Genomic DNA, 16,514 nt, shown 5'->3' with positions numbered 1-16,514 from the left:
GTAATTTCCTAATTGTTGCAATAGACTTCTTGCATAACTTGCTTCTAAGGGTAATTTGTGTGTCGATCCGGTACTCGAATCCTCACGTACTAAGTGTATGCTGCGGTTCGAGGTGAAGTGTCTCCTACAAATTTCTCCTTATTAGCTACGTTATGCCAAGAAGTCTAATAAAATAAAAATAGCTAGCTAAACGCTTTTATGCAAGGGTAAAATAAATAAATGGTTTGGAAGATTGAATTTATGATAAACTTACCGATGTCATTTGTGAAAGGGCGTTGTTGCCTGGCTCGAAAAACATGCTCTATGTCATTCCCGCGTAGGCGGGAATCCATCAATATTGAAGCTATTTATTCTGGATTCCCGCCTACGCGGGAATGACATAAAACGAGTTATGCAACAAGGCCTTGCGAAAGCAGGAATGACACCCTAAACATTCAGGTTAATACTGAAATAGTTTTAATATTTCTTAAGAAAAAATCACTGGAGCGGGTGAAGGGATTCGAACCCTCGACTTCGACCTTGGCAAGGTAGCGCTCTACCCCTGAGCTACACCCGCTTAAATAAAATAACGGCGTTTTAATGTAAAAAGTTTAAGGGGATCAAAATTAATTACATATAAAACGCCTTAGTGCTTTTTAATCTAAGCGAGTCTGAATATAAGTAATTATAAGATAAATTGCAAGTATTAAATTAGAAATTTATTGGTATTGCTAAATAAAGATAGATTATTTAATAAATTAACGCCATTGCAAGGAAATTACAAAGTAATTGACTAATCTTGAATATTTTGATCTCACACATGGCGGTACTACTTAACGAGCTATTTTTTCCTGAAGCCGATGCACGAGCTGCTTCTCTATATTCTGCCATTGCATGTTGTTCAACATATGTATTTAGACCTATCGGTGCTTTAATATTCGGTTGGATAGGAGATACTATAGGTCGCGGTCATTATTACAACTTTTTTAATGTCGCTTTGTTGTCTTATAATGGCTAATTTAAAAACTTATGCCGAAATTGGTATTACGGCGACTTTTGTAGTAACTGCGTGTCGGATCGCTCAGGGGATGTCCTCTATGGGGGAGGTAGTAGGTGCCGAGCTTTATCTAACCGAAATGACAAAAATTCCTCAACGTTATTAGGTGGTGGCTTCGCTTGTTGTTTTTGTAACTTTAGGTGCAACCGTAGCATTGGTGGTAGGAACACTTGTTACTTCTTTTGGACTTGATTGGCGTATTGCATTTTGGTTTGGAACAGCTATTGCTATAGTTGGTGCTGTTGCAAGGACAAATCTTAGGGAGACTCCGGATTTCATTGATGCAAAAAGACGAATAAAGAAAACTGTAGCACAAGCGGGGATAGATAATAATCGGCTAAAATCAAGCCCTATTTGGAGTGAAAAAATTAATAAACCAACAGCAATAGCTTTCTTTTTTATACATTGTGGAGCACCGTTATGATTTTATATTGTTTATATTTATTGCGATAATATGCTAAAAAACTCATTTAATTACAGTGCTGCTCAAGTAATTCATCAAAATTTTATTGTTTGTGGTACAGAATTAATAAGTACAATAATTGTTACTTATTTGATTTGTAAAATACATCCTTTAAAAGTCCTTAAAGTAAGATTAATAATGTTTTCTATTGTAGCTATTATGTCTCCTATCTTACTAAATAATATTTCAAATACTATAGAATTACTTTTATTCCAATTATTTATTTGTAGTATTTGCACCTACTACTTTTCCGGCAGGTGCAGTGTTTTATGCAAGATTTCCGGTATTAAAACGTTTTACATGCGGCAGTTTTATATTCGCTTTATCAAGAGCTTTAATGTTTGCAGTTTCTTCTTTTGGAACAATTTACTTGATAGATTATTTTAATCACTGGGGATTATTATTCCAATTCTAATTGGTTATACATTTGGAGTAAATCATTTTATAAAGTTAGAGGAGGAAGTAGAGAGTTATTATTAGAAAAAGCTTTTTGTCTTTCAAGTTCGATATTAAAAACTTTTAGGCATAACTCAGCAAATTCTCGTTCTAGTTTATAATTTATATTAGCAGCGACCAAAAGAAAATTTATTAAAGTCTCTTCAATAATTTTTCTAGCTTTCTCAGGTGATTTAACTCCCAAAGTTTGCACATTATGAATTCGGTCAAATAATTTTATTAATGCCGTATTATATCTTTCCGTAAGATTTAATTCTAGTTAGACCTTCTACGTGTTTTGCTACTTTCGGTCCAAAAATTTCGGTAATTGCTTCTTCAGTTAATTCGGTGTCTTTAATAGTATCATGAAGTAAAGCGGCTTGCAGCATAATAACGTTATAAAGCTTAGGTGCTTCTTCAGCTACAAGTTCCGCAAGCATAATTGCTACCTCAATCGGATGCGAATAATAAGGATCGCCTGATTGACGCATTTGAGAACCGTGATATTTACAGGCATAGTAGATACCTTTTTTGATTTCAAGTATATCTATAGGATTTTCTACTTTAGTATTTAAATATTCGAGTTTATCAAGTAATTTTTTACTATAAACACAAATTTCAAACTTTTCTTTCCAAGAGTTTATATCTTCCATAAAAGTTATTTCTTATTTCATTATAATTTGTGGGCTATTAATTAAAAAATTAGGCATTGCCTAGAAAAGTTGATAATTTGAAAAGTTTACGTCATTGCCACGCTCTTTGCAGTCGCTTAGCTCATGACGATATCAACCGTTTCGAGGAAATGCCAAAAATTGCAGTAATAAATAGCTGCAGATTAAAGATTATTGTTATATAATTTTAAATATTAATCCTAAAGTCAAAATGTCACTATGTTAAACCGTAATAGTTTAGAAGTACAAGAGTACGCACAAGCTAGTTCCTTAAATAATACTAATCTAACTGCATCACAGAGTGAGTTAATACTAACTGTTGCAAATTTATTGTTCAAAGAGTCGAATATTAATAATAATAATCAGAATATACAAAGAGATAATAATATATCTTATGAGAATAATATTAATAATATTACCGACTTTGAAAATCAGGATACAAGTTGTGGTATATGTAAATGTCTTGGAGCTATAGCTACTGTTTGCTGCAATGCGTACGTATTTTTATTTGAATAAACACCAAATTTTACACTAAAAAAATATGAGCAAGGCTTAAGAAAGTTAAGAAACCTAGAGCATCGGTTATGGTTGTTAGAAATACACCGGAGCCTGCAGCGGGGTCTATATCAAAATAATGCAGTATTATAGGAATAGCAGAGCCGAATAATCCGGCTACTAAAAAATTTAAAATAACTGCAATAGCAAAAATAACGCTAAGATTTAAGTCAAGCAACATCACAAAGCTAAGTCCTGCTCCGATAATTGCAAGTACAAAACCGTTAAAAGCCGATACGGCTATTTCTTTTAATATAACTTTATTGATATTATTATAATGAATATCTTTATTAGCAAGGGCTCTAACCGTAACGGTCATGGCTTGTGTTCCGGCATTTCCGCCCATTGAAGCTACAATAGGCATAGTGGCTGCAAGTGTTACAAGTTTTGCAATAGTATCGTTAAAATGGTTAATGATAAGTGAGGTCATGCAGGCAGTGATTAAATTAACAAAGAGCCAAGGAAAACGATGTTTAACGGTATAAAATACATTGAAGAAAGTATCTTGAGTGTGTACCCCGCTTAATGATAATATATCTTTTCCGGCTTGTTCTTCGATAATATAAATTATATTATCGATTGATACGCTACCTACTAACTTACCGCTTTTATTTACTACCGGTACAATAGTTAAAGCATATTGTCTAAAAATGAAGCTTAGTTCGTTTAAGTCGGTAAAAGCATCTGCAAGCTTAAAATCTTTGCTCATCAAATCTTTTATTAATTCATTTTTTTTGCCTTTAATTAGCGTGCTAAGAGAAATAATACCGATAGGGCGTAATTTATTATCCGTAACAATTGCAGCATAAAAGTCATTTTTTACGTTCTTGATAAAATTTAATGATTCCTCGACCGTCCATCCTTCTTGAAGATTAATAAAATCTCGCTCAATTACTCTACCTACCGTATTTTCAGGATATGTACAACCTACGGTAATTTGGTGTTTTTTTTCTTTAGTGAGATTACTTAGGATAAGGTCTTTTATATCATCGTCTAGATCGATTACTACTTCAATAGCATCTTCTATAACTAGCTTATTGATTAATTCTGCAGATTTTTTTATGCCTAAAGTTTCTATTATTAGAGGTTTACTATAAGCATTTAACGATACTAACGTTTCAGGCTTAATTTCATCCTGTAATAAGGGAATAATTATTTTATATGTTTTATTGTTAAGATTATCTAAGAAATCCGCTAAATCGGCATAATGAAGTTTGGCCAGCCTGCTTGCAGCAGCATCATAATTGTGATCTTCGATCAGATCATTAATTTGATCAAAAATTTCAGCAAATTGATCGTGACGATCAGGTAAGATGCTTTTAAATATATTGAAATTAGGCATGACCTATTTACCTAATAGTCTATTAGACTTAGTTAATTATAATTATTTAAAACTGATTTAGTTATGCTTGGCACAGAATTGTGTACAATTTACTAATCAATATAAATCACAGAGTACAAATAAGCAATAGTTTTTATTTTAACTCCTTTTCATTTATCAGGAGTATACAATTAGCACAAACATTTGCTAACAAGAAGAACTTAGGAGTAAATATAAAATCTGAAGTGTTAAAACAGAAAAGTTTTAAGGCAGTGACCTCAGAACAAAGAAAAGAGCAACCTGCAGCAAGAAGTCGCTAATCTGACTTTGTGAAAAACCGGCGAATGGTGCGGTCGAGAAGACTTGAACTTCCAATCTTTTTACAGAACAGCACCCTCAATGCTGCGCGTCTACCAATTTCGCCACGACCGCTTAAGTTTTACTCTATAGCAGATTATAAGTAAAATATCAATAGAGTTGTTGTTTTGACGTCATTGCAAGGGCATATATAGGTTTCCGTCATTGCGAGCGACTAAAAGGAGCATGGCAATCTCAGGACTTTAGCACGAGATTGCTTCGTCAAAACTTACAGTTTTTCCTCGCAATGATGGCAAAGCTATTCAAGATAAATCAACAACAAAACTAGGTGTAATCGATTGTTTAGCAGCAGCTTTCGTTAAACTATCTAGTTTTTCTTCAATATTATCAAAATTAATGTGATATTCTCTAGAATTTCCGGTTAACACTAGGCCAGAGTCTATACCGAGGCGATTTGCAGCAAGTATATCGGTGTAAAAAGTGTCCCCAATCATTAACATACGATTCTTAGGGGTATTATGACATTCTTTTAAAATCTTGCTATATATTTCTTCATATGGCTTACCGCTATAAATTACTTTTCCACCAAGCTGCTTTATTTTTTCAGCATAATAGCCGCTACAATATCTATAAACACTGTGCTGATTTATTCCAAGGTCAGGATTAGCACAAATATTGACCATTTTATGTTGTACAACAATTTTAAATAATTCATTGAACTCGTTTAAATCTAAATTTTCGTTTTCATCTCTATAGATAGTCATTAAGAAAATATTAGCTTTGTTAATATCATCAGTGATAGGACATTGAATTCCGTTTATTATATCATTTTCTAAATGTCCTAAGTGATATATTATCGGCTTTTCAATACCGAATCGTTTTTTACTTTCTAGGATCATTTGCACTGCTATTTCACCTGAGCTAATAATCATTTCAGGTAACACGTTTACTCCCCAAGATTTAATTGTTTGATGCAGCGAAAAAATATTTCGCGGAGCATTAGTAACAAAATATACTTTTTTCCGTTTAATAATTTTATTAATATTTTCTACGACGCCCGGATAAGTATGTCCTCCTTCGATTACTACACCCCAAAGATCAAATAAAAACACATCATAATCATCTATCACGTCGAAAATATTTTTTAACTTTAATGTATTCATTGTTATCTCGCTAATTTTAAATCAAGAAACTTTACTATTTTAATAAGTTACGTTATAGTAATTTTTATTGTTTCTAGCAACAAATATATAGAGCTAAATATATAAAGATTATGTCGGAAATTGAAGAAAAATTTAACGAATCATCATACGGTGCTGATTCTATTAAGGTTTTAAAAGGTCTTGAAGCTGTAAGAAAAAGACCCGGAATGTATATCGGGGACATTGGAGACGGGTCGGGTCTACATCATATGATTTATGAAGTAGTCGACAACGCTATCGACGAATCGCTCGTCGGTTATTGCGATCTAGTACGAGTAACATTAAATAAAAACGGTTCGGTAACCGTATCTGATAACGGGCGAGGTATACCCGTTGAAATTCATGAAGAAGAAGGAATATCGGCAGCTGAAGTTATTATGACGCAACTTCACGCCGGCGGTAAGTTTGATCAGAACTCTTATAAGGTTTCAGGCGGTCTACACGGTGTCGGTGTATCGGTTGTAAATGCTCTTTCTGAGTGGCTTGAGCTGCGTATTTGGCGTAATAATAAGGAATATTTGATTAGATTTAATAATGGTATAACGGAAGCTCCGCTTGCGGTTGTCAAAGAAAATATTGACAAAAAAGGTACGGAAGTTACTTTTTTCCCATCTGTAGAAACGTTTACTAATATAGAATTTGATTCCGGCACTATAGAACATCGTCTTCGTGAGCTTGCTTTTTTAAATTCAGGAGTAAAGATTTTACTCGTCGATAATCGCTTTGAAGAAGCTAAGGAAGTAGAGTTTTATTATACGGGTGGTATAGAAGCTTATGTAAAATATATAGACAGAGCGAAGCACGCTATTCATCCGTGTATAGTAGTTAATACGGAGAATGCTGAGTCCGGTATAAGTCTTGAGCTTGCGATGCATTGGAACGATTCTTATCACGAAAATATTTTATGCTTTACTAATAATATTAGGCAGCGTGACGGCGGAACTCATCTTAGTGCTTTCAAATCAGCGATAACACGTGTTATTACCTCTTACCTTGATACTACGGGTCTTAATAAAAAAGCTAAAAATGACTTTAGCGGTGAAGATACTAGGGAAGGGCTATGTTGTGTGCTTTCCGTTAAAGTTCCTGATCCTAAATTTTCTTCTCAAACAAAAGATAAGCTAGTAAGCTCCGAAGTACGACCGGTTGTTGAGAATGCAGTTTATACAAAGGTTCTTGAGTGGTTTGAAGAGCATCCGGCGGAAGCTAAGGCAATTATAGCTAAGATTATGGAAGCGGCTAATGCTCGTGAAGCTGCTAGAAAAGCAAGGGAGCTAACTCGAAGAAAATCAGCTTTAGAAGTCTCGAATTTACCCGGTAAGCTTGCCGATTGCCATGCAAAAGATCCGGCAATTTCAGAATTGTTTATTGTTGAGGGAGACTCTGCGGGCGGTACTGCAAAACAGGGTAGGGATAGTAAAATTCAGGCTATATTGCCTCTGCGTGGTAAAATTTTGAACGTTGAGCGAGCAAGGTTTGATAAAATGCTCGGTTCGGACCAAATCGGTACGTTAATTACAGCTCTTGGGATTAGTGTTGAACGAGAATTTTCCTTAGAAAAGCTTAGATACCATAAAGTTATTATTATGACCGATGCTGATGTTGACGGTTCACATATTAGAACATTATTACTTACATTCTTTTATCGTCATATGCCGGAGCTAATAAATAAAGGTTATCTATACATAGCCCAGCCGCCGCTTTATAAGGTAAAGAAAGGAGCAGCCGAGCTTTATTTAAAGAATGAACAAGCACTGCAAGATTATTTGATAAAATCAACTATTAATGATACAACCTTAACTCTAGACGGTAAAGAACAGTTAGTAGGCGATAATTTAGAAGAGCTAATTAATAAAGTAGTTAAGTTTAACAGCTTGCTTGATCATGCTAGCAAAAAATTTAATCGCTCAATTACTGAAATTCTTGCAATTAATGACTTACTTAATAACAAAATATTTGAAGCTGAAAGTGATTTAAGACTTGAAAAAACTTTAGATGTTTTAAATAGCTTAGAAGAGTCGCCTGATAAAACTAATTGGGAAATTTTAAAACATGAAAATAAAATAGAGTTCTTCCGCTTTAGTAGGGGTTTAAAAGAAAGTAAAATATTGTTGAAAGAGCAGTTGGAATCATTTGAGTTTGTACAAATATCAAAGCTTGCTTTAACAATTTTTGGTATATTCGGTAAGCAATTAAAGCTTATAGTGAAAAGTCAAGAATTCGATATTTTAACGCCAAGCCAGTTGTTAAATACTATTATAGAATGCGGGAAAAAAGGTATAAACATCCAGCGTTTTAAGGGTCTTGGTGAGATGAATTCCGACCAATTATGGGAAACTACTCTTGACCCTGCAAAAAGAACTTTGCTTCAGGTAAGAGTTGCGGAAGTCGATGAAGCGGAGGGCATTTTCTCTACTTTAATGGGTGACGTTGTTGAGCCTCGCAGATTATTTATTCAAGCGAATTCTTTAAATGTCGTGAATTTGGATGTGTAGTATAATCGGTGTCATACCGTGGCTTGACCACGGTATCCAGAAAATAACTAAAAATACTAATAATATTAGTATTTTTAACTGGATCCCGCGATCAAGTCGCGGGATGACAATATAATCAGTTTCTCCTCGCAATGACGTTACAATTTTATCAAAATAATTTATGCAAAAATTAATTATTCACGGCGGTAAGCCTCTTGAAGGTAGTATTAATATTAGCGGTGCTAAAAATGCCGTGTTACCCATTATGGCGGCGTCTATTCTTACCGATAAACTACATATTACTAATGTTCCAAAATTAACGGATGTTAGTACTATGAAAGATTTGCTAAGAAGTCACGGAGCGGATATTGAAATAATAGAACACCAAGATGAATTTGAGCTTATAATTAATACCGGAAATATAAATAACTTTACTGCAGATTATGAAATAGTCCGTAAAATGAGAGCATCGATTTGGGTGCTTGGTCCTTTGCTTACCAAATACGGTAAAGCAAAAGTATCGCTTCCGGGTGGTTGTGCTATTGGAGCAAGGCAAGTAGATTTGCATATTGCCGTATTAAAAGCTATGGGAGCTACGATTGAAATAGAAGACGGTTATATTAACGCTTCAAGTAAAGGACGCTTAAAAGGTACTCATTTTGTTTTTGATAAAGTTTCCGTAGGTGCTACGATTAATGCAATACTTGCAGCTGTTTTAGCAGAGGGAGAAACTGTGCTTTTTAATTGCGGTCGAGAGCCGGAGATAGTTGATTTATGTAATTGTCTTATTAAAATGGGAGCCGATATTGCAGGTGTCGGCACTAGCGAAGTAACGATTAAAGGTAAAGATTCTTTAAATAAAGCGAGCTATAAAGTACTTTCTGATCGTATTGAAGTCGGTACTTATATGTTTGCGGCAGCTATTACTAAAGGTGATGTGAAAATTTGTGGAATTGATTACCATATTATAGAAAATATAGCTTTAAAACTCATTGAAACGGGTATAAAAGTCGTGCCGATCAATAACGGAGTCCAAGTAACTTATGAAGGGAAGTTAAATTCAGTTGATTTAGAAACTAATCCCTATCCTGGGTTTGCCACAGATTTACAAGCACAATTTATGAGTCTTATGACGCTTAGCAACGGTGTTTCAATGATCACCGAAAATATTTTTGAAAATCGTTTCATGCATGTCCCTGAATTATGTAGGATGGGAGCAGATATAGTAGTACGAGGTAATAAGGCGGTCGTCCGAGGTGTAGAAATGTTAAAAGGAGCGGAAGTTATGGCAAGTGACCTTAGAGCTTCGGTATCGCTAATACTCGCCGGTCTTAGTACTAATAGCAAAACCGTATTACATCGAATATATCACTTAGATCGTGGCTTCCAAGATTTAGAAAAAAAATTAAGTAATTGCGGTGCGGATATAAAAAGAGTATAACATACTCGATGAACTTCAAAAATTGGCTGCGTCGTTCTACAATATCTACGGTACTCACGTATTATACGCTCCGTTCCTCGACTTGTGAACTCCTTGCTCTTTTTGAAGTTGATCTTCGTATACTCACTTCTTATTTATTCGTAGTATATTATTTTTAACGGAGAAAATTATGGCAAGAATTACAGCAGAAGATTGTAATAAAATTATACCGGATAGGTTTCGGCTTGTTGTTCTAGCAACAAGATATGCTAAATTATTAAATTGTAAAGTAGAAACTAGTCAAATAAAAAAAGAAAAGCGTGATAAACCTCCTGTTATCTCATTACGTAGAATTGCTGCCGGAAAAGTATCGGTAGCCCAGTTAGAACAAGACTTAATAAACAGTCTGCGTACAAGAACTATGATAGAGCCACTTGTTGATCAAGATAAATCAGAAGATGTAGAAGAAAAATTTGAGTATTTATCTGAAGTTTATATCGGGGAAGATTATTCTGATTTAGATGATCAAATCTTTATTGATGAGAATGGCGAAGATTATGAAACCGATAAGTAGATGCTTATCGGTGTCGGTACTGATATAGTACAAATTCCTAGAATCGAAAAGATATTACATTTATATCCGGAACTTTTTGCTAAAAAAATTCTAGCTTCAAAGGAATTAAAACAGTTTGCTTTGTTGGATAAAACAAACTGTGTTGCTTTTTTAGCCAAGCGTTTTGCTGCTAAAGAGGCTGTTAGTAAAGCCTTTGGAGTCGGTATAGGTCAAGGTATAAATTTTAAAGATATTACTATACTAAATGATGATTTAGGCAAGCCTATAGTAGAAGTTAGTTCAAACTATACAAACAAACTCCCTCCTTTTAATACTCACCTTTCTCTTTCTGATGATTATCCTGTATGCGTAGCATTTGCTGTGATTGAGAGTAGTTATAATGTTATGCCTGCGTAGATCAGTTTTCCCGTCATTGCGAGGAAATTACGAAGTAATCTCAGGATTTTGTTATTATTTCATGAGATTGCTACCCACGCAACAATACCCGCTCGCAATGACAAAATATAAATTACGATCCGGCTTTGCTATCTGCTTTAGGTAACATGATTTTTAAATCAGCTTTAGCTTCTAAATCAGAAATATATTTCTTTAGTATTTCTGTAGCTAATATATTATCAATAGTTACTTTTGCTTCTTCTTTTGTTGGAATAGGCACAGGTTTTTTCTCAAGCACTTTGATAATATGCCAACCGAAATCGGTTTTTACAGGAGTTGAAACTTCATTTACTTTTAAAGCAAAAGCTTTCTTTTCAAATTCCGGTACTAACTGCCCAGGTTGATTTAGTAGAATGTAACCGATAACGCCGCCGTTTGAAGCTGAAGCTTTATCAAGAGATGACTCTTCTGCAAGCTTAGTGAAATTTCCGCCTTTGCTTAATTTGGTCTTTATATTGTTAGCTTCTTTTTGGGATTTAACTAAAATATGAGCAACTTTTATTTGCTCTTTACCTTTAAGATTACCGACATATTTAGTATATTCGTCATCAAACATCTTATCTGTAATGTTAGATTTTATGTAATTTGCTAGTAATTCTTGTTGAGCTAATTGATTTTTTGCATTTTCAAGTTTTTCTTGGAATTCTTTAGATGAAGTAATGTTTGATTTAGCAACTTCTTCCTTTAACAAAAGATTATTAACATAAATTTTTATTAATTTTTCCTGATCTTGCGGCGGAAAATCATCAAAATTTTTGATTGTTTCACCTGATTGAAGATTAAGCTGAGGCTTAAATTCTTTCATAATTTGCGATTCTTTTACTTCACCGCCTTTATAGGTAGCAACTACTTTGTCTTTATCGGCAAAAGCAATACCGGAAAGCATGCTAACTGATAAAAATATAACAGATAATTTTTTCATTTATGACTCATAATTGTGTTAAACATAAGCTTAAATTTTATAAAAATAATATATAACCGTCAACAGCTATTTGAGAATATTTTATTTATTAATAATAATTTACAAATATTTGTATGTAGTAAAAAAATGCCTTTCAATAAAAAATTATTCATTTAAATAAAATTATAACATTTGATAATTTTATAAAATATACCTATATTTAAGTACTAAAATACTAAAAATATCATAAGGACTTTAATGCTTTCTATTTTAAAAAAACTTTTCGGTACTGCAAATGATCGTACTGTAAAAAAACTATTTTCCGAAGTTACAAAAATTAACTCGCTTGAGCCTGCTATACAAAAATTATCAGACGAGGAGTTGAAGAATAAAACTGTAGAGTTTAAAGAAAAGCTTAAAAACGGAGCAACTTTAGACGATATAGTATATGAGGCGTTTGCAGTAGTTAGGGAAGCGGCTAGAAGAGTTTGCGGTATGCGTCATTTTGACGTTCAACTTATAGGTGGTCTTATATTACATAGAGGCATGATTACCGAAATGCGTACCGGTGAGGGTAAGACCTTAGTTGCAACGCTTCCTGCTTACTTAAATGCTTTAACCGGAAAAGGCGTACATGTTGTAACCGTGAATGATTATTTGGCAAGCCGTGATTCTGCTTCCATGGGTAAAATTTACAATTTTTTAGGTTTATCGGTTGGATGTATTGTTGCCGGTATGCTTGATGAAGCAAAACGAGCTGCCTATAATGCCGATATTACCCATGCAACAAATAATGAACTCGGTTTCGACTATTTAAGGGATAATATGAAGTATAGTTTGCAAGAGCGAGTACTTCGTCCTTTTAATTTTGCTATCATCGATGAGGTTGATTCGATTTTGATAGATGAAGCAAGAACTCCGCTAGTTATCTCAGGTCCGGTTAATGATAATTCAGAATTATACGGTAAAATTGATAAAATTGTACGCCTGCTTAATGCAAGTGATTTTGAAAAAGACGAAAAATTAAAAACTATCAATTTAACGGAAACCGGCATTACGCATATAGAATCGCTTTTAAGTAAAGAAAATATTATAAAACCTGATACCGGTTTATATGATTTTGAGAATTTAACTTTAGTACATTATGTTAACCAAGCCTTAAGAGCTCATAATATGTTTACTGTTGATGTAGATTATTTGGTGCGTGAAGGTAAAGTAATGATTATTGATGAGTTTACCGGTCGTGTAATGGAAGGGCGTAGATATTCAGAAGGTCTACATCAAGCATTAGAAGCAAAAGAAAATGTGAAAATTCAAAATGAAAACCAAACTCTTGCATCCATCACTTTCCAAAATTATTTCCGTAATTATCCTAAATTATCGGGTATGACCGGTACGGCTATGACCGAAGCACCCGAACTAAAAGACATATATAATCTCGATGTGGTCGCAGTCCCAACCCATAATAAAGTCACAAGGCTTGACCTTGATGACGAGATTTACGGTAGTAAAAAAGAAAAATATGATGCTATCTTAAAACTGATTAAGGATTGTTACGATCGTGGTCAGCCTATACTTGTCGGTACGATAAGCATAGAAAAGTCAGAAGAACTTTCAAGCGTTTTAAATAAAGAAAAAATCCCTCATAAAGTATTAAACGCCAAATTTCATGAGCAGGAAGCTTTTATTATTGCTCAAGCAGGTAGGTTTAAGGCAGTAACGATTGCAACTAATATGGCAGGGCGAGGCACTGATATTATGCTTGGCGGTAACCCTGAAATGTTAATAGAGCAGCTAGATAAAGAACATAATTATGAAGCTAAAATAGCTGAAATAAAAGCTCAAATTGCCGAAGAAAAGAAGCAGGTTATTGAAGCAGGCGGCTTATTTGTGATAGGTACGGAAAGGCATGAAAGCCGTAGGATAGATAATCAGCTAAGAGGAAGATCAGGTAGACAAGGTGATCCTGGTAAAACTAAGTTTTTCCTATCGCTTGATGACGATTTAATGCGTATTTTTGCATCAGATCGTATATCAGGAGTCCTTAGAACACTTGGATTGAAAGACGGAGAGGCTATCCACCATCCGATGATTAGTCGTTCACTTGAGAAAGCTCAGCAAAAAGTTGAAGGACATAACTACGAGATGCGTAAAAATTTATTACGTTTTGATGATGTAATGAATGACCAACGTAAGATAATATACGAGCAACGTACTGAAATTATTAAATCTAAAGATAGTCACGGTTTCTTAAATAGTACTACTGAGGAACTCGCCAAAAAGATAGTATTAACTTTCATGCCGGTAGGCTCTTATAGAGAAGATTGGGATATAGAAAATTTAAGCGTAGAATTACATCGTGTTTTTTCTATAAAATTTGATCATAATTTAGTAAGTAAAAATGATGTAACGGAAGAAGAAATCACGAAGACCGTTATACAAATGGCTCATGATATATATAAGTCAAAAGAAGAAGCTTATAGTAGCGAGTTAATGCATAATGCCGTGAAATATATTTTACTAACTACCCTTGATCAAGTTTGGAAAGATCATTTATATAGCTTAGATCATTTAAGACAAGGCATATCGCTTCGAGCTTATGCTCAAAAAGACCCTCTTAGCGAGTATAAAAGAGAAGCACTTAACTTATTCGAGCAGATGCTTAATAATTTAAAAGAATTATTTATTCAAACAGTATATCACTTCCATATCGACTTAAAACATGTTCAAAAAGAAGATGTTTCGCTTGAGCATAAAAAACTTCAGAAAAATATGTGTGAGAGTCGGGAAGATCCGGCATTTAGTAAATATAATGCAGGAAGTAGCCTTGAGACTGACCTTAAACCCGTCGTATCACGCATTGACCCAAAAGATAGAAAACCTGAAGATCCTACTAGTTGGGGTAGGGTATCTCGTAATGAGCTATGTCCGTGCGGTTCAGGCAAGAAATATAAATATTGTCATGGTGCAAATGAGTAGATAAAAACCACTTTACCTGAACGTTCTCTAAAAATCCAAGCTAGGCTTAATTTTATAGTGCAGCAAATTTTAGATATTGCACAAGATAAAATCGCTATGATTATCTTGTACGGCTCTTTTGCGGGTACGTGATCTACCTAACGGTTACCATAGCGATACCGATATTTTGATAATTCTGAAAAAAGGTAAATATAAAGGGCATGCTACTTTAAGGTTAGAAGATAATATATATAAAAGATTAGAAAAAACAGGAGTAATAAATCCTAAGCAAATTATTCCGTATGATTCATTAATATCGATAATTCTAGAGTCAATTGATGAAGTAAATAGACAGTTGGAGATAGGGCGTTATTTTTACACGGATATAAATAAAAAAAGAAGGTATTTTTTTATATAATAGCGGTAAATTTACCTTAAGCGAAGCTAAGGAGTTACCTTGGAGCGAGATGAAAGAAATTGTTAAAGATTATTATAAAGAATGGTTTAAACATGCTAACGAATGTTTTATTGATGTTCATAATATTTTGCTAAGAGGTAATTTAAATAAATGTGCTTTTGAGTTACATCAAGCTACGGAAAGTCTTTATAGCACTATTTTATTAGTTTTTTCAAACTATAAACCAAAGCTACATGATATAGAAAAATTAGGTAGTATGGCAGAAAATTATAATAGTGAGTTATTGCAAGTATTTCCTATAGCAACCCCGGAGCAAAAAGAATGTTTTGAGTTGCTTCAAAAAGCTTATGTTGACGCAAGATATGATAAAAACTATAAAATTACAAAAGAACAACTTTTATATTTAATAGATAGAGTAGAAAAACTGAAAGAAATCACCGAAGGAATCTGCACGGCAAGAATTAATCAGTAGGAGTTTAGTGTCATTCCTGCAAAAGGCTCTTTATCACCTTTAAGAAATACAAATTATAAATAAGTAGAATATGATAAAGGAACTATTAAAGCGTAATTTAACTCTGTTATCAAAAGATATAAAGTCTTATGTAAATCGATATGGTTTTGAAAATATTTTAAAAGAGTCTATCTTTCTTGATAAAGTGGGCGTAGTAAGGAGTTTAAATAAATTACGTGCAGTATCTACTACTGAACTATTTTCGGCATCTACAAATAATGCGCTAAAAGTTGCTAAATGGTTAGTCGAAGAAAAAAAAGCAAATGTTAATATGTGTAGTGATATTTTTAAGGATACTCCTTTAAATTTAGCCGCACGTCACGGAAATTATAAAGTAGCAGAATACTAATATCAAAAGGAGATGCAGTAAACGGGAACGATGGAGCTTGGCTAGGATCACCTTTATATGAAGCGGTAAGCACTTTAATGTAGCAAAACTATTACTTAAGAACGGAGTTGTAGTTGATCAAAGAAAATCCGGAGAAAACGCCTTTGCATGCGGTTGCCAAAAACGTTCGATGTACTTCTAAAGATATTAAGGATGACGAAATATATAAGCTGTTAGTATCATATGGTGCTGATATCAACGCAAAAGTAGAATTTAGAGGAGTAGGGTTTAGTATATATGATGGAAAAACGATATCAGAAATAGTAGAATTTAAAATAGCATTAGTCGGTGAAAGTGAAGTAATAACGGAAGAATAATGATTGTTATTAAGCTTCGGTTTTTTTACTGTCACTCTGTAGCTTGACTCTATAGTGTACGAACGTTCAGGATGTCATTCTCGCATGGATTAGTTTCATCGTCATTGCGAGAAGAAT

Annotated in this window: 14 protein-coding genes, 2 tRNA genes and 5 pseudogenes; 14 read left to right on the top strand and 7 right to left on the bottom strand. The window is 33.8% G+C overall.

Features of this window, described 5'->3' with window-relative positions:
* Window positions 1–18: 18 nt before the first annotated feature.
* Together MB29_RS09735 and MB29_RS01860 are read right to left on the bottom strand one after the other, a co-directional pair.
* Window positions 19–155 (bottom strand): annotated as a pseudogene (locus MB29_RS09735) (palindromic element RPE1 domain-containing protein); the annotation flags it as partial.
* A 326-nt stretch (window positions 156–481) separates the two neighbouring features.
* A tRNA-Gly gene (locus tag MB29_RS01860) sits at window positions 482–556 on the bottom strand.
* A gap of 243 nt (window positions 557–799) precedes the next feature.
* Between MB29_RS01860 and MB29_RS11275 the strand changes: the two genes are divergently transcribed.
* The 4 genes and pseudogenes from MB29_RS11275 (at window position 800) to MB29_RS13650 (ending at window position 1,979) form a co-directional block, all read left to right on the top strand.
* Window positions 800–997, top strand: coding sequence for a hypothetical protein (locus MB29_RS11275; RefSeq protein ID WP_215426178.1), 198 nt, complete (start codon window positions 800–802; stop codon window positions 995–997).
* Window positions 990–1,142, top strand: a complete 153-nt coding sequence (locus MB29_RS11270) for a hypothetical protein (protein WP_215426177.1) — start codon at window positions 990–992, stop codon at window positions 1,140–1,142. The genes MB29_RS11275 and MB29_RS11270 overlap by 8 nt, the downstream gene beginning before the upstream one ends.
* 3 nt (window positions 1,143–1,145) lie before the next feature.
* A complete protein-coding gene (locus MB29_RS08080; RefSeq protein WP_233418858.1) occupies window positions 1,146–1,460 on the top strand; it encodes a proline/betaine transporter in 315 nt (104 codons plus the stop codon).
* A gap of 186 nt (window positions 1,461–1,646) precedes the next feature.
* Window positions 1,647–1,979, top strand: a pseudogene (locus MB29_RS13650) (proline/betaine transporter).
* Here the strand turns inward: MB29_RS13650 and MB29_RS08075 are convergent.
* Window positions 1,942–2,587, bottom strand: a pseudogene (locus MB29_RS08075) (HD domain-containing protein). The pseudogenes MB29_RS13650 and MB29_RS08075 sit on opposite strands and share 38 nt — an antisense overlap.
* 237 nt (window positions 2,588–2,824) lie before the next feature.
* Here MB29_RS08075 and MB29_RS01840 point away from each other — a divergent pair.
* Complete coding sequence (locus MB29_RS01840; protein WP_032138833.1) at window positions 2,825–3,121, top strand: hypothetical protein; 297 nt, start codon at window positions 2,825–2,827, stop codon at window positions 3,119–3,121.
* 10 nt (window positions 3,122–3,131) lie between these two features.
* Here MB29_RS01840 and mgtE read toward each other — a convergent pair whose 3' ends face one another.
* The 3 genes from mgtE to MB29_RS01825 form a co-directional block, all read right to left on the bottom strand.
* Complete coding sequence (gene mgtE / locus MB29_RS01835) at window positions 3,132–4,502, bottom strand: magnesium transporter (protein WP_032138832.1); 1,371 nt, start codon at window positions 4,500–4,502, stop codon at window positions 3,132–3,134.
* A gap of 324 nt (window positions 4,503–4,826) precedes the next feature.
* Window positions 4,827–4,913, bottom strand: a tRNA-Leu gene (locus tag MB29_RS01830).
* 188 nt (window positions 4,914–5,101) lie between these two features.
* Window positions 5,102–5,962 carry a TIGR01459 family HAD-type hydrolase gene (locus MB29_RS01825; protein WP_032138831.1) on the bottom strand — a complete coding sequence of 287 codons (861 nt, stop codon included), beginning with the start codon at window positions 5,960–5,962 and terminating at the stop codon, window positions 5,102–5,104.
* A gap of 110 nt (window positions 5,963–6,072) precedes the next feature.
* Between MB29_RS01825 and gyrB the strand changes: the two genes are divergently transcribed.
* From gyrB to acpS, 5 genes are all read left to right on the top strand, one after another.
* Entirely contained in the window at window positions 6,073–8,496 is a 2,424-nt protein-coding gene (gene gyrB, locus MB29_RS01820) for a DNA topoisomerase (ATP-hydrolyzing) subunit B (RefSeq protein WP_032138830.1), read from the top strand.
* Window positions 8,489–8,611, top strand: a complete 123-nt coding sequence (locus tag MB29_RS14435) for a hypothetical protein (RefSeq protein WP_008580419.1) — start codon at window positions 8,489–8,491, stop codon at window positions 8,609–8,611. Before gyrB ends, MB29_RS14435 begins: the two co-directional genes overlap by 8 nt.
* A gap of 45 nt (window positions 8,612–8,656) precedes the next feature.
* A complete protein-coding gene (gene murA / locus MB29_RS01815; RefSeq protein WP_032138829.1) occupies window positions 8,657–9,916 on the top strand; it encodes a UDP-N-acetylglucosamine 1-carboxyvinyltransferase in 1,260 nt (419 codons plus the stop codon).
* A 169-nt stretch (window positions 9,917–10,085) separates the two neighbouring features.
* Window positions 10,086–10,469 carry a DNA-directed RNA polymerase subunit omega gene (gene rpoZ / locus MB29_RS01810; RefSeq protein WP_032138828.1) on the top strand — a complete coding sequence of 128 codons (384 nt, stop codon included), beginning with the start codon at window positions 10,086–10,088 and terminating at the stop codon, window positions 10,467–10,469.
* Window positions 10,470–10,865 carry a holo-ACP synthase gene (gene acpS / locus MB29_RS01805; RefSeq protein ID WP_032138827.1) on the top strand — a complete coding sequence of 132 codons (396 nt, stop codon included), beginning with the start codon at window positions 10,470–10,472 and terminating at the stop codon, window positions 10,863–10,865. It abuts the gene before it with no gap.
* Window positions 10,866–10,977: 112 nt separating this feature from the next.
* Here acpS and MB29_RS01800 read toward each other — a convergent pair whose 3' ends face one another.
* Complete coding sequence (locus MB29_RS01800) at window positions 10,978–11,826, bottom strand: foldase protein PrsA (RefSeq protein ID WP_032138826.1); 849 nt, start codon at window positions 11,824–11,826, stop codon at window positions 10,978–10,980.
* Window positions 11,827–12,063: 237 nt separating this feature from the next.
* Between MB29_RS01800 and secA the strand changes: the two genes are divergently transcribed.
* From secA to MB29_RS01770, 4 genes and pseudogenes are all read left to right on the top strand, one after another.
* The gene (secA, locus tag MB29_RS01795) at window positions 12,064–14,784 is read left to right on the top strand and encodes a preprotein translocase subunit SecA (RefSeq protein ID WP_032138825.1); all 2,721 of its coding nucleotides are present in this window, start codon (window positions 12,064–12,066) and stop codon (window positions 14,782–14,784) included.
* Window positions 14,785–15,653: pseudogene (locus MB29_RS14025) on the top strand (HEPN domain-containing protein).
* 70 nt (window positions 15,654–15,723) lie between these two features.
* Window positions 15,724–16,041, top strand: coding sequence for an ankyrin repeat domain-containing protein (locus tag MB29_RS09025; RefSeq protein ID WP_051965283.1), 318 nt, complete (start codon window positions 15,724–15,726; stop codon window positions 16,039–16,041).
* A 112-nt stretch (window positions 16,042–16,153) separates the two neighbouring features.
* Window positions 16,154–16,397, top strand: a pseudogene (locus tag MB29_RS01770) (ankyrin repeat domain-containing protein); the annotation flags it as partial.
* Window positions 16,398–16,514: the final 117 nt, after the last annotated feature.

Source organism: Rickettsia tamurae (assembly GCF_000751075.1).
GTDB lineage: Bacteria > Pseudomonadota > Alphaproteobacteria > Rickettsiales > Rickettsiaceae > Rickettsia > Rickettsia tamurae.
Note: the sequence above shows the minus strand (reverse complement) of the source record. Positions and strands in the feature narration are given on the sequence as shown.